Here is a 13,000-nt window from a genome sequence, read left to right on the forward strand (position 1 = left end):
GGCCTTATCTGGAGCACCTAAAAGTGCCATAGAGGCCAATCTGGACTCCCTGATGACCACCTAACGGTCAAACTCGGGAAACCAAGCGAACAGACAACGTTAAATAACGCCTGTCAGGTGCAAGTCCGACAGGCTGCTAGGAGCAGGGATCACTTGTCGGGAACGCCCTCGGGATTATCCCGCACAAGTGCCGGTTTAACCCGGCCAAGGGTTCTCCACACCGGCCCGATCCTGCCCTGACTCAAAGTGCCTGTTACCTCCATGAAGTCGTTTTTCGAAGATTTGAATTCGCTTCCGGTTTAGTGGTGGCACCTCAAACCGCGAGTGCCCCGGGCATCACCCGACAGACAATATCCCAGATAAAACCCGTCAGTTCCCGCGCCACAGCGACGCACACGAGCTTGGTGTTCTTGCCCGACCGGGTCAGGTCGCGGTAGCGCCCGCATAGGCGCTTCTGGGCCTTCCAGGCAACGGCCTTGGCCTCCTCGGGCGCATCAGCCGCTTTGCGCTTTAAATGCATCGTCTGGCGCGCCGGGAAGCGATAGCTCCACGCCGACTCCACCAGCATTCGCCGGGCATGGCTGTTACCGGTGAGCGTGACCGCCCCCTGACGTCGGCGCGAGCCGCTACTGTGCTCGCTTGGAACCAGTCCCAGAAACGCCATCAGCTGACGCGGTGAGTCAAAACGGCTGATGTCGCCCAGCTCGGCCATCAACACCATGGCGGCCAGTTTGTCGATGCCCCGCAGGGCGACCAACGCCTCCACCACAGGTGCCAGAGACCATTGCGGCAAGGCACGCTCCATCTGGGCGGTGATATCAGCCACCCGTCGGGTCGCCGCCTTGACCGCGTCGGTATACTCCTGCAACACCACCTGTTGCCAGTCGTGCTCGAACCGCTACGACTCCAGCCAGTTAAAATGGGCCTGGGTCCAGCGGGTACGACCCTTCGGCCAGTGATGACCGTGGCGCAGCACAAAGGCGTTCAGTTGCTGACGCGCCTTGCGCTCTTGGGCCTTCATGTCGTCACGCGCCCGTGTCAGATCGCGCATGGCCTCCTGCTCGGTATCCGGAACCCATACCGGCGTCAGATCGCCACTGCGTGCCAGTCGTGCCAGCTTGAGGGCATCCCGTCGATCGGTCTTGATCCGTTCACCGGGCGACTTCGGAATCCGCGATGGCGCTACCACCTGGACGTCGTGGCCGCTGGCTAACAGATCGCGGTATAAACCATACCCGCAGGGGCCGGCCTCGTAGACAAATTGCAACAGGCCCCCACCGTACCGCTCGCTGAGTTGTTGAATCTTGCGTTCAACCCGCTTGGGGGTATTGGTAATCTCACCTTCGTAAAACGGCTCCTGCCGTCCAGGCTCAGCGACGGCGATCGCAATCGTCTCTTTGTGCACATCCAGGCCGACATAAGCACTATGACTCGTCGGTTGTTCTGGTTTAACGGGAGCGCCGACGGTGTGAATTGAAACGGATTTAGCGTTAAACTGGGTCATGACCTGCCCTCCTCAATGTGGCTCTGTTTAAGGGGTGTTTACCCATCCCCAACGATAACCCACGATCGTTGAGGACGGGCAGGTCAAAACATCATGTCTAGGCTTGCACGGACTTCACATGTTGCACCTCTCGATTGCAGGCACCTTGGGCCAGGACAGGATCCGGCAGACTGCGACGGTGGATCATGCTGATATTCGTGGGTTGGGTACCACCTGACTTCACTGCGTCGCGGAGCTTGCCTTTCTCTAGGAGCAGGGATCACTTACCGGGAACGCCCTTTGGGATTATCCCGGACAAGTGCCGGTTTAGCCCGGTCAAGGGTTCTCCACACCGGCCCGATCCTGCCCTGACTCAAAGTGCCTGTCACCTCCATGAACTCGCTTTTCGATGACTTGAATTCGATTCCGGTTTAGTGGTGGCGACACCTCAAACCGCGTGTGCCCCGGGCATCACCCGGCAGACAATATCCCAGATAAAGCCCGTCAGTTCTCGCGCCACAGCGACGCACACCAGCTTGGTGTTCTTGCCCGCACGGGTCAGGTCGCGGTAACGCCCGCACAGGCGTTTCTGAGCCTTCCAGGCAATGGCTTTGGCCTCCTCGGGCGCATCGGCCGCTTTACGCTTTAAGTGCATCGTCTGGCGCGCCGGGAAGCGATAACTCCAGGCCGATTCCACCAGCATTCGCCGGGCATGACTGTTACCGGTGAGTGTAATCGCCCCCTGGTGTCGGCGCGAACCGCTACTGTGCTCACTGGGAACCAGTCCCAGAAACGCCATCAGCTGACGCGGTGAGTCGAAACGGCTAATGTCGCCCAACTCCGCCATCAACACCATGGCCGCCAGTTTGTCGATGCCGCGCAAGGCGACCAACGCCTCCACCACGGGTGCCAAAGACCATTGTGGCAAGGCCCGCTCCATCTGGACGCTCAGATCGTTCACCCGTTGTGTCGCCGCCCTGACCGCCTCGATATACTCCTGCAGCACGACCTGCTGCCAGTCGTGCTCGAACCGCAACGACTCCAGCCAGTTGAAATGGGTCTGGGTCCAGCGGGTGCGTCCCTTCGGCCAGTGGTGGCCGTGGCGCAGCACAAAGGCGTTCAGTTGTTGGCGTGCCTTGCGCTCCTGAGCCTTCATGTCGTCCCGCGCCCGGGTCAGATCGCGCACGGCCTCCTGCTCGGTATCCGGAATCCAGACCGGCGTCAGATCACCACTGCGGGCCAGGCGTGCCAACTTGAGGGCATCCCGCCGATCGGTCTTGATTCGCTCCCCGGGCGCCTTCGGAATCCGCGACGGTGCCACCACCTGGACGTCATGGCCACTGGCCGACAGCTGGCGATACAGACCATACCCGCAGGGGCCGGCCTCATAGACAAATTGCAGCAGGCCCCCGCCATACCGCTCGCTGAGCTGTTGAATCTTGCGCTCAACCCGCTTGGGCGTATTGGCAATCTCACCTTCGTAAACCGGCTCCTGTCGTCCAGGCTCAGCAACGGCGATCGCAATTGTCTCCTTGTGCACATCCAGGCCGACATAAGCGCTATGGATCGCCGGTTGTTCCGGTTCAACGGGAGCGCCGGCGGTGTGAATTGAAACGGATTCAGCGTTAAACTTGGTCATGACCTGCCCTCCTCAATGTGGCTCTGTTTAAGGGGTGTTTACCCATCCCCAACGATAACCCACGATCGTTGAGGACGGGCAGGTCAAAACATCATGTCTAGCAGATCGGTACGAGCCAGTTCCAGCCATTCCAGTTCAGGCACGGCGACGCTTTCTGTCGATCAACGCTTGTGCCTCATCCATTACCTGTTGATGAGGAACGGTAGGTCGGGCATCAGCCAGGGCCTCTTTCACTTTATCGCGGAACCAGGCGTCATGGGCTTCCGGATCAGCCGTTAACCCAACGGGCAATCCGCCCTCTTTGGTTACGCGGGTTAGAAGGATGCGGACGGCATCTGATACCGTCAAGCCGAAGCTGGCGAGCTTTTCCGCTGCATCAGCCTTCAGCTCGTCGTCCACACGAACGTGCAGCATTGAAGTGTGAGCCATGATGAATTCTCCGTTTGTCATGCGTGACTCTATTTTGTATCTCAAATGCGATACAGTCAAGCTGTGGACATTAGCAAAATCACTGCGTTTGGTCAGATGCCAGGACTTTATAGACTGTTGACCGGCCTATCTTTAACCTCCTGGCGATCTCCGTAGCCCCCACTCCCTGGCTGTGCAGGGCACGGACTTTATCCTTGTCCACCGTGGGTTACGGCCAAACTTGACCCCTTTGGCCTTGGCCTCCAGGCGGCCCTCGTTGGTGCGTTCCAGTATGCGCTGACGCTCGGCCTGGGCCACGGCCGACAGGATGGTGACTACCATCTTGCCCATGATTCCCTCGGTGCTGATCCCATCGTCGAGGAACCGGATAGCCACACCCATGTTGTCGAACTCTTTGATGAGCTGGCCCGCAGTTGCGTCAATACAAGATCGAACAGCACTGGGATGACATGATTCACATTGCCGGTTCGCTCAAACTGGGGACCGTGCAGGCCTCCGTGGGATGCGCTGGAAGCGTAACTGGAAGCGTTTTACCCCAAAGGCGGTGGGCCGGGGGCGCCCACCCATGGGCCTGGGACGGATGTTGCGGCTGATGTTAGTGGCCCCAACAGTGCTTTGGCTTCTCGGACCAAGGCATCGAGGATGCGATTTACGACAATCAGGCGATCCGGCGTTTCGTTGGCATTGACCTTGGCCGAGAGTGAGCACCGAATGCAACCACCTTGCTCAAATTTCGCCGACTGCTGGAGCGCGAAGCGCTCACCGGCAAGCTGTTTGAGGCGATCAAGGCTAATCTGGCTGGGCAGGGGCTGATGCTACGCGAGGGCACCGTGGTGGACGCGACGCTGATTGCCGCATCGCCGTCCACGAAAAACCGGGCCAGAAAACGCGATCCGGAAATGCACCAGGCTCGCAGCCTGCTTCACGGCGAAGAAACAGACGTTATGTACCTGCGCTGGGTTGCGTCAGCCAGCGGTTAAGCTAACATCCGGCACAAGCTGATTTTTCTTCTGCTGGCATTGAGCCTGCTGAGGTCTGGATTTGCAGTATTGCCAACACCTGGATCAGCCTGATCGCTGCCAATTGAGAAGACGCGATGAAAAGATATCCTTACGGTTTTTCAGCTGGCGCGCTTACTTTGATGCTCGTGACCGCCAGCGCCACGGTGGAAGCTGAAGCTGCGCCGGGTGAACAGAACGAAGCCGCTAACTGTGCGTTGATCCGGGACGGTATCCAGCGCCTTGCGTGCTATGACGCCCAGAATGATCCCATTGCCGCCAGAAAAACGGCAGACGACGACACGTTGCAGCAGGCGCATGAGGAAGCCGCTATTCCGGTGGCTGATGCCCGGCGTGAACAGATCGTCAACGATGCTCTTGGGGACGACCCGGACACCGGTCTGGTGGCAGCACTGGTGGATAGTTACCTGACCGCCGAGAAGGCAATTTTTTCATTCAGCGGCAGTTTTGTGACCCACCGCCCCAACTACATCCTGCCGATCACCTATGTCGACGACCCTAACCCAAGGCCCGTCAGCCCGAGACTGGGCACCGCCGGCTATGACTTCGGCCTGGAAGAGGAAGAGGCGAAATACCAGATCAGTTTCAAGATTCCGCTGCTGACTGGCATTTTTGATGATCGAACCACCTTCTGGTTTGGCTATACCCAGCAATCCTATTGGCAGGTATACAACACCAAGGACTCGTCACCGTTCCGGGAGACCAATTATGAGCCGGAAATTTTCTTCCGGCACCGACTGGATTGGGATCTTGGGCCTGGCACTCTGAGTGCGGTGTCTCTGGGCTTCAATCACCAGTCTAACGGTCAATCAGAACCCCGGTCGCGCAGCTGGAACCGGATCATGGGCACCGCGGCTTACAGCTATGACCGCTGGCTGTTTATGGTTAACCCCTGGTTCCGGCTGTCGGAGAGTGGCAGCGATGACGACAACTCGGATATCGAGAAGTATCTCGGACATGGTAGTTACCACGCGGTTTACAAGCTGACAGAGGACCGCACGTTTTCGCTGAAGCTTTTGAACAATATGCGTTCTACCAATCGGACGTCGGTGGAGTTCGGGTACAGTTTCCCGATGGGGGATACGCTGAAGGGCTTTTTCCAGTACTACAACGGGTATGGGGAGAGTCTGATTGATTATAACGAGCGTATCGAGCGGTTTGGCGTGGGGATTATGCTGAATAACTGGTTCTAGCCGGCGTGTGCCCAGCGCAACTCCACGTTGCCATGCGTCAGGTCCGTCAGGCCATGGTGCTGAGTGTTCGCCGGAAGCGGGTCAGGGCCAAGCCAAAAAGGATACTCCCGATAACGGCGATGGCCAGGAATTGCGGCCACACGGTGGCGAGGCCCGCGCCACGATACAGAATGGCCTGGGCCAGCATTACAAAGTGGGTGTTGGGCGCCGCGAGCATGATGTACTGGACGGCCTCCGGCATGCTTTCGCGCGGCGTCGAGCCCCCGGAGAGCATCTGCAGCGGCAGCAGCACCAGCATGAGGAGCAGGGCGAACTGCGGCATGGAGCGGGCGACGGTGCCCAGGAAGATGCCCATCGAGGTGGTCGCGAACAGATGCAGCGCGGTCCCGACCAGGAACAACGCGAGCGAGCCTTCGATCGGCACGGACAGCCAACCCTGCACCACCGCAGTCAGTGCGAAGGCGGTGGCGGCAAGGACGACCAGCGCCATCGCCCATACCTTGCTGCTCATGATCTCGAAAGGCGTGACCGGCATGACCAGCAGATGCTCGACGGTGCCGTGCTCGCGCTCGCGGATCAGCGCCGCGCCGGTGAGGACGATGGAGAGCATGGTCACGTTATTGATGACCTGCATGATGGCGCCGAACCACGACTTGTTGAGCTGGGGATTGAAGCGCATCCGCAGCGCCAGATCGACCGGCAACTCCGGAACCTCGCGATAACGCTGCGCGAAGGCGCGCACCTCGTCGGTGACGATGGTCTGGATATAGCCGCTGCCGGTAAATGCCTGGCTCATGCGCGTGGCATCGACGTTGAGCTGGACCGTGGGCCGCCGCCCTGCCAGCAGGTCACGCTGGAAGTCGGGCGGGATGTCAAGGGCGAAGGTATCGAGGCCTGCATCCATGCGGGCGTCCATCTCGGCCTGGTCGATCACCTCGGGGAGAACAAAGTACGGCGGGTAGAAGGCGCTGACGATGCGCCATGACAGCGGCGAGCGATCCTCGTTCACCACCGCGATCGGCGCCTTGTTGAGGGTCTCCGGCATGGCCGTGGCCGCCGTGTAGACCGACAGGGTGAAGGCGTAGACAATCAGCACCAGCATGATCGGGTCGCGGACAAGGCTGCGCAGCTCCTTGACACCGAGATGGCAAATATTGGCAAGGCGCATGGACTATCGCTCCTGCTTCTTGAGCAGCGCGGCGGACAGCCCGATCAGGACCGGTACGGCCAGCGCCAGCGGGAGAAAGGCGGCATGAAGGTCAGAGAAGTTGAGGGCCTTCGAGAAGGTGCCGCGCGCGATCGTCAGGAAATGCGTGGTCGGGTAGATCTCGCCGATCAACCGGCCCACCCCTTCCAGGGACGAGACCGGGTCGATCATCCCGGAGAAGTTCGCCGCTGGCAGGATGGTGAGCACCGCCGTGCCGAAGATTGCCGCGATCTGGCTGCGCATAAAAGTAGAGATCAGCAACCCGACGGCCGTGGCGGCACCAACATAGAGCAGCGCAGCCAGCGCCAACGTCAGGAAGCTGCCCTTCAGCGGCACGCCGAAGACGGTCACCGCGAGCAGCGTGAGCAGCAGGAAGCTCAGGAAGGACAGGACCACGTAAGGGAACTGCTTGCCGAGCAGGAACTCGAGCCGCGTGGTGGGCGTGACGTAGAAGTTGGTGATCGAACCGAGCTCCTTCTCGCGCACCACACTGAGTGCCGCGAGCATGGCCGGGATCAGCATGAGCAGCAGCGGGATCACCGCCGGCACCATCGCCACCAGGCTCTTGATGTCCGGGTTATAGCGGAACCGGGTCTCGATATTGACGAGCCCCGCCAAAGCCTTGCCGTAGCCGGCCTCGCGCGCCTTGGTCGCCAGCCAGTGGGCGTGAATTCCCTGCACATAGCCGCGGACGGTCTCGCCCCGCGTCGGCATGGCGCCGTCGATCCAGGCGCCGATCTCGACCTGCCGGCCCCGGGCGATGTCGCGCGCGAAGCCCGGCGGGATCTCGATCGCCAGACTGATGTCGCCTTCGCGCATTCGCCGGTCAAGATCAGCATAACCGGTAATCGGCGCTCGCTCGATGAAGTACCGTGAGCCGCTGAGGTTGAGCGTATAGTCGCGGCTGACAGTGGTCTGATCGCGATCCAGCACCGCAAAGGTGAGATCCTCAACATCAAGGCTGATCCCATAGCCCATCACGAACATCAAAATGACGCTGCCGAGCAGCGCCAGCGTCAGCCGGATGGGATCGCGGCGCAGTTCCAAACCTTCGCGCCGGGCGTGGCTGATCATGCGCCGGGGATCGAACATGCGCCGCCAGCCTTGGGGTTCGCTATGGCCTGCCGGCGCGTTAACCGTATCGAGCGACGCTGTTTGCTCCTCTCCGCCTTCGCCCTCCCCCGACGCCTCCTCCAGATGCGCGACGAATGCCTCTTCCAGGGTCTCTGCGCCCCGCTGCTGCACGATATTCGCCGGCGTGTCGGTGACCAGCACCCGGCCCGCATGCATCAGCGAGATGCGGTCGCAGCGCTCGGCCTCGTTCATGAAGTGAGTGGAGATGAAGATGGTCACGCCGTCGCGGCGCGACAGCTCGACCAGCCTGCGCCAGAAGGCGTCGCGCGCCACCGGGTCGACACCTGAGGTAGGCTCGTCGAGGATCAGCATCTCGGGCCTGTGGATCATGGCCACCGCCAGCGACAGGCGCTGGCGGTGGCCGAGGGGCAGCTGGCCCGGCAGGCTGTCGATCACAGCCGAAAGGTCGAAGCGTTCAACCATGTCGTCCACGCGCCCTGAAACCTCGGCAGCAGGCACGTGGAACAACCGGGCATGCAGCTCCAGGTTCTGCCGCACCGTCAGCTCGGTGTAGAGCGAGAAGAACTGGGACATGTAGCCGACGCGGCGCCGGGTCGCGAGGTCGTGCGGGTCCACCTCCTGTCCGAACAGCCAGGCCCGGCCTTCGCTTGGCGGCAGCAGGCCGGTCAGCATCTTCATGGTCGTGGTCTTGCCGCAGCCGTTGGAGCCGAGAAAACCGAAGATCTCACCCCGTGGGACACGCAGGTTCACATGATCGACCGCGGTGAACTCGCCGAAGCGCATGGTCAGATCCCGGGCCTCGATGGCGGTATCGCCATCGTCTTCCGGCCGCGGCGGAATCTCGACCGCCCGATAATCCCGGCGCTTGTCTTCCGGCAGCAGCCGGATGAAGGCTGCCTCCAGCGACTCCGCCCCCGTGCTGTGCAGCAGGCCTTCGGGCGTATCGCTGGCCAGCACCCGCCCATCGTCCATCGCCGCCAGCCAGTCGAAACGCGCCGCCTCCTCCATATAGGCCGTGGCCACCAGCACGCTCATGCCCGGCCGGGAACGACGGATGCCGGCGATCAACTCCCAGAACTGGCGTCGTGAGAGGGGGTCGACACCGGTGGTCGGCTCGTCGAGGATGAGCAGGTCCGGATCGTGGATCAGCGCGCAGCAGAGGCCGAGCTTCTGCTTCATCCCCCCGGACAGCTTGCCCGCCGCCCGATCGAGAAACGGCTTGAGACCGGTGGCCCATGTCAGCGCCTCAATGCGGCGCGCCCGTTCGCCGCCGTCATGCCCAAACAGGCGCCCGAAGAAGTCGAGGTTCTCGAACACTGTGAGCGTCGGATAGAGGTTCCGCCCCAGGCCCTGCGGCATGTAGGCGATACGCGGGCCGACTCCGCGGCGATGGCGCGCATCGGCCATATCGCCGCCGAGCCCCTCGACCTGTCCCGTCTGGACCGCGCGGGCGCCGGCGACCAGCGCCAGCAGGCTCGACTTGCCGACCCCGTCCGGGCCGATCAGCCCGGCCATGCAGCCCGCCGGGATATCGATGGTAACCTCGTCGAGCGCACGCACCTTGCCGTAGCGCAGGGACACATCCCGCAGGCGGGCAACCGGCGCGGCAGCGCCCCCGCCATCCTCGATCTGTGCATGCACATCACGGCTCACTGCGGCAGTCTCGTCTGCAGTTCAGGCGGCCAATCCACCCGCGGGTCGAGCTGCACATAGGCCATGCCCGGCAGGCCGGTCTTGACCTGGAGGAGGTGCTCCCTGAGCAGGTCCGGGGCGATCCGCGCCTTGATGCGGAACATCAGCTTCTGGCGCTCTTCTTGCGTCTCCACCGTCTTGGGTGTGAACTGCGCGACGTCCGCCACGAAGGAGATTTCGGTCGGGATCACGTATTGCGGGGCGGCGTCGAGCACGAGCCGCGCCTCGGCCCCGAGCGCGATCCGCCCTGCCTGCTCCGTCGGCAGGAAGAAGGTCATGTACACATCGGTGAGATCGACCATGTTCAGTACCACGCCGCCCGGGGAGAGGACTTCGCCGGGCTGAGCGACGCGGTACTGGACACGCCCGTCACGCGGCGATTTCAGCACGCTGTCGTCGATATCCGCCTGAATGCGCTGGAGGGTGGCCCGCGCCGCTTCCACCGAGGCCTCCGCGGCAATGACATCCGACCTGGCCCGCCCTATGGCGGCTTGCGCGGCCGCCGCCTGCGCCTCCGCGGCACCGACCGCAGCCTTCGCCGCCGCGGCCGCGGCACGGTCGTCATCGAGCTGCGCCTCGGAGGCGGCATTTTTTGAGGCGAGCTCCCGGGTGCGGGCAAGCCGTTTTTGCGCGGCGTCGAGCTCGGCCTTCCTCTGGGCTATAAACGCCTCGGCGGCCTGCCTCTCGGCCTCGCGCTGGGTCACCAGGCTTTGCGCGGTCTCGATGCCGATGAGCGCCCGTTGCAACTGCGCCTCGGCCTCCCGGAGCTGCGCCTCCAGAACGGCCGTGTCCATTTTCGCCAAGACCTGGCCGGCGCGGACGAAGTCGCCCTCGTTGACCAGGATCTCCCGGATCCGGCCTGCGGTCCTGGCCGCGATATCGATCTCGACCGCCTCGATCCGGCCGTTTCCGGCGGCGAATCCGTCGGGCAAGTCCTGCGGTTGAAAATGCCACCAGGCCCAAACACCCAGCCCAATGACAATCGCAGCGGCGACGCCTCGAATACCTGCTTTCATGAATTTTTTCACGTCTTGGATTGCTCCGCGTCAGTTGGCTCGCTCATTCTTGACCATTGTATTCAGGCTGAGAGAGATCTTTGTAGACTCACATCTGAAGCTGTACCTTACGCACGAACCACAGCAATTAGGCTGACCCACATCATTTTTGTCGACAAACAAATCTCCGGGTGAAATCTCCAGGATGATCCCCTGTGGGATATACCGTGGTCGCCGGAAAGCCGATGTGCTTACCTTCCGCCTCAATGATGACGCAGGTCGCCCCGAGAATGTGCCCGACCGGTCGCAGGTGGAAGCGAAAATCACCGAGCTGGACCACTTGGTGATAATCTACCGATTGAAATAGCTCCTCTATGCAGGCTTCTGCATCATCCTGATCATACAGGGGCTCCGGAGTCTCATGCCCGCTCAGCTTATGGCGGCCGAGGTAATGCGCCTCCCCTTCCTGGAGATGACCGCTATCGGCCAGCAATATGCCGCATAGCTCTTGGGTGGCATGATAGGTATAAAGCGCCCCTCGGAAACCCTGCTTGTAGGGGTGTGAAGTCCGACAGGCTGCTGGGTTTGCTCTAACTACGGCTCTGGCCGACGTGAGTTGGCAAAGCGCCATGACCGGCGCTGACTGGGATGGCAGTGCTGCTTCAGGCCGCAACAAGCCTCTTCACGTTAAGTTCTTTGCGATGTTGTTCGGCATGCCAGAGTTCATATTGGGACTGCTGATTCAGCCAGCTTTCTGCCGAAGTATCGAAAGCAATAGAGAGACGGATTGCCATTTCGGGACTTATACCGGCCTTGCCATTCAACACGGCACTCAACGTTTTGCGGCTAACGCCCAATGCCTTTGATGCTGCGGTGACAGAGAGGCCAAGAGGCTCAAGACAAAGCTCTCGCAATACTTCACCCGGGTGCGGAGGGTTGTGCATTAACATTGGCGGTACCTCAGTGATAATCCTCGTAGTTTACAATCTCGGCATCTCCGTCTTCGAACCGGAAGGTCACTCGCCAGTGACCACTGACTGTCACTGACCAGATTCCGGTTCGATTGCCAGAGAGTTCGTGCAAACGAAGACCGGGCAAGTCCATATCTTTGGCATTCGCCGCTGCATTCAATCTACCGAGAATGAGCCGAAGCCTCTTTTCATGAGCGGCCTGAATCCCTGCAGTACTACCCGACTTGAAGAATTTTGCCAAGCCTTTGTGTTTGAAGCTTCGAATCATTCCCTGAATGTACCCTGCAACGTATCAGGTGTCAAAGTACATAACACTATTTGTCCGTCCCGGCCTGACTTACAGTAGCAAACCGTGGACCAAAGACCAGTTCAACGTCTCGGCGGCAGAGAGCGTCCGAAGGGCTCCGTCAATAGCCCGCCAGCGCGCTCGTTTATGGTCAACGCGACACCAGCACAGGGATTGACGCTTGACAGAGTACTGTTCGAGTAGCGCTACCCAGCACCAGCCGGGTGAGCCGCGTATGGCCATAGGCGCCCATCACCAGCATGTCGGCATTGAACGCCCGCGCCTGTTCGAGTAACACTGGGCCGACTTTACCACCGTCGACTTGTTCCAGTGTTACCTGTACGCCATAACGCGCGAGGTGGCGACACAGGTCCGCGCCGAAATCCTCTCTACACTCCAGCTCGCCATCCGGTTCATCGCAGACACAAACCACCTTCACTGCTTCGGCCTGGGCCAGAAAGGGTAACGCATCGCCGACCGCTCGTGTTGCCTCCCGGCTAGCGTTCCAGCCGACAACGACCCGTCGTCCAATCCGTCCGGCCGCCCATTCGTCCGGAATGAGTATAGTCGGGCGTCCCGAGCCGAAGATAACATGCTCGGCCATCCTGACCGTCATGGAAGGTTCGGGGGAGCTTTCGAAGGGAGGGACCAACGCCAGCCCTGCATAGCGCGCGTGTAGCATTAATTCCTCCGCTAACTCGCTCTCGGACAAGCGCCACTCTGCGCTAATGCCCCTTGCGCGAACCATTATCTCAAAGCGCTCCCTGACCTGAGCCTCTGCGTCCCGAACACGCACGCGATGCTGTTCGAGCAAGGCGCGCATGGCAGAGCCGGCCACAGAGTGCGCATGAGGCATCGCTCTCAGTGGCGTTGCCACAAACACCGCTATCAGACAGGCATTCCAGCACGCGGCGATGTCAGCGGCGATCGCCAGTCGTCGGTCATAGGGTCGGGCCTCCTCAAGAAAGACAACGATATCCTTAGGTAGCAT

General features: G+C 61.0%; 11 protein-coding genes and 3 pseudogenes. 3 read left to right on the top strand and 11 right to left on the bottom strand.

From position 1 onward, the window contains the following. Positions 1–313 precede the first annotated feature (313 nt). The 4 genes and pseudogenes from ABJM11_RS07605 to ABJM11_RS07620 all read right to left on the bottom strand — a co-directional run. Positions 314–1,474, bottom strand: a pseudogene (locus ABJM11_RS07605) (IS110 family transposase). A 457-nt stretch (positions 1,475–1,931) separates the two neighbouring features. Then, positions 1,932–3,050, bottom strand: coding sequence for an IS110 family transposase (locus ABJM11_RS07610; RefSeq protein ID WP_407069977.1), 1,119 nt, complete (start codon positions 3,048–3,050; stop codon positions 1,932–1,934). A gap of 207 nt (positions 3,051–3,257) precedes the next feature. Further along, the gene (locus ABJM11_RS07615; RefSeq protein WP_011784162.1) at positions 3,258–3,551 is read right to left on the bottom strand and encodes a type II toxin-antitoxin system RelB/DinJ family antitoxin; all 294 of its coding nucleotides are present in this window, start codon (positions 3,549–3,551) and stop codon (positions 3,258–3,260) included. Between the two features lie 79 nt (positions 3,552–3,630). Further along, positions 3,631–3,956, bottom strand: a pseudogene (locus tag ABJM11_RS07620) (recombinase family protein); the annotation flags it as partial. Between the two features lie 44 nt (positions 3,957–4,000). On the opposite strand from ABJM11_RS07620, the gene ABJM11_RS22485 reads away from it, so the two are divergent. From ABJM11_RS22485 to ABJM11_RS07630, 3 genes and pseudogenes are all read left to right on the top strand, one after another. Continuing rightward, positions 4,001–4,144, top strand: a complete 144-nt coding sequence (locus ABJM11_RS22485; protein WP_407069978.1) for a hypothetical protein — start codon at positions 4,001–4,003, stop codon at positions 4,142–4,144. After that, positions 4,117–4,465, top strand: a pseudogene (locus tag ABJM11_RS07625) (transposase); the annotation flags it as partial. The gene ABJM11_RS22485 and the pseudogene ABJM11_RS07625, both read left to right, overlap by 28 nt. 182 nt (positions 4,466–4,647) lie before the next feature. Beyond that, on the top strand, positions 4,648–5,763 hold the full coding sequence (locus ABJM11_RS07630; protein WP_348296801.1) for a phospholipase A: 1,116 nt from the start codon (positions 4,648–4,650) through the stop codon (positions 5,761–5,763). A gap of 46 nt (positions 5,764–5,809) precedes the next feature. Here the strand turns inward: ABJM11_RS07630 and ABJM11_RS07635 are convergent, their stop codons facing one another. The 7 genes from ABJM11_RS07635 to ABJM11_RS07665 all read right to left on the bottom strand — a co-directional run bounded on the left by ABJM11_RS07635 (position 5,810) and on the right by ABJM11_RS07665 (position 13,000). Continuing rightward, positions 5,810–6,931: an ABC transporter permease gene (locus tag ABJM11_RS07635; protein WP_348296802.1), complete on the bottom strand. Its 1,122-nt coding sequence runs from the start codon at positions 6,929–6,931 to the stop codon at positions 5,810–5,812. A gap of 3 nt (positions 6,932–6,934) precedes the next feature. Beyond that, positions 6,935–9,718, bottom strand: coding sequence for a ribosome-associated ATPase/putative transporter RbbA (gene rbbA / locus ABJM11_RS07640; protein WP_348300400.1), 2,784 nt, complete (start codon positions 9,716–9,718; stop codon positions 6,935–6,937). Further along, on the bottom strand, positions 9,715–10,773 hold the full coding sequence (locus ABJM11_RS07645) for an HlyD family efflux transporter periplasmic adaptor subunit (RefSeq protein WP_348295227.1): 1,059 nt from the start codon (positions 10,771–10,773) through the stop codon (positions 9,715–9,717). Before ABJM11_RS07645 ends, rbbA begins: the two co-directional genes overlap by 4 nt. Positions 10,774–10,915: 142 nt before the next feature. Further along, complete coding sequence (locus ABJM11_RS07650) at positions 10,916–11,245, bottom strand: hypothetical protein (RefSeq protein ID WP_348295207.1); 330 nt, start codon at positions 11,243–11,245, stop codon at positions 10,916–10,918. 169 nt (positions 11,246–11,414) lie between these two features. Then, positions 11,415–11,702: a HigA family addiction module antitoxin gene (locus tag ABJM11_RS07655; protein WP_348295208.1), complete on the bottom strand. Its 288-nt coding sequence runs from the start codon at positions 11,700–11,702 to the stop codon at positions 11,415–11,417. Between the two features lie 10 nt (positions 11,703–11,712). Then, a complete protein-coding gene (locus tag ABJM11_RS07660) occupies positions 11,713–11,991 on the bottom strand; it encodes a type II toxin-antitoxin system RelE/ParE family toxin (RefSeq protein WP_348295209.1) in 279 nt (92 codons plus the stop codon). Between the two features lie 169 nt (positions 11,992–12,160). Further along, positions 12,161–13,000, bottom strand: coding sequence for a universal stress protein (locus tag ABJM11_RS07665; protein WP_348295210.1), 840 nt, complete (start codon positions 12,998–13,000; stop codon positions 12,161–12,163).

The organism is Marinobacter sp., from assembly GCF_039977835.1.
Classification (GTDB): domain Bacteria; phylum Pseudomonadota; class Gammaproteobacteria; order Pseudomonadales; family Oleiphilaceae; genus Marinobacter.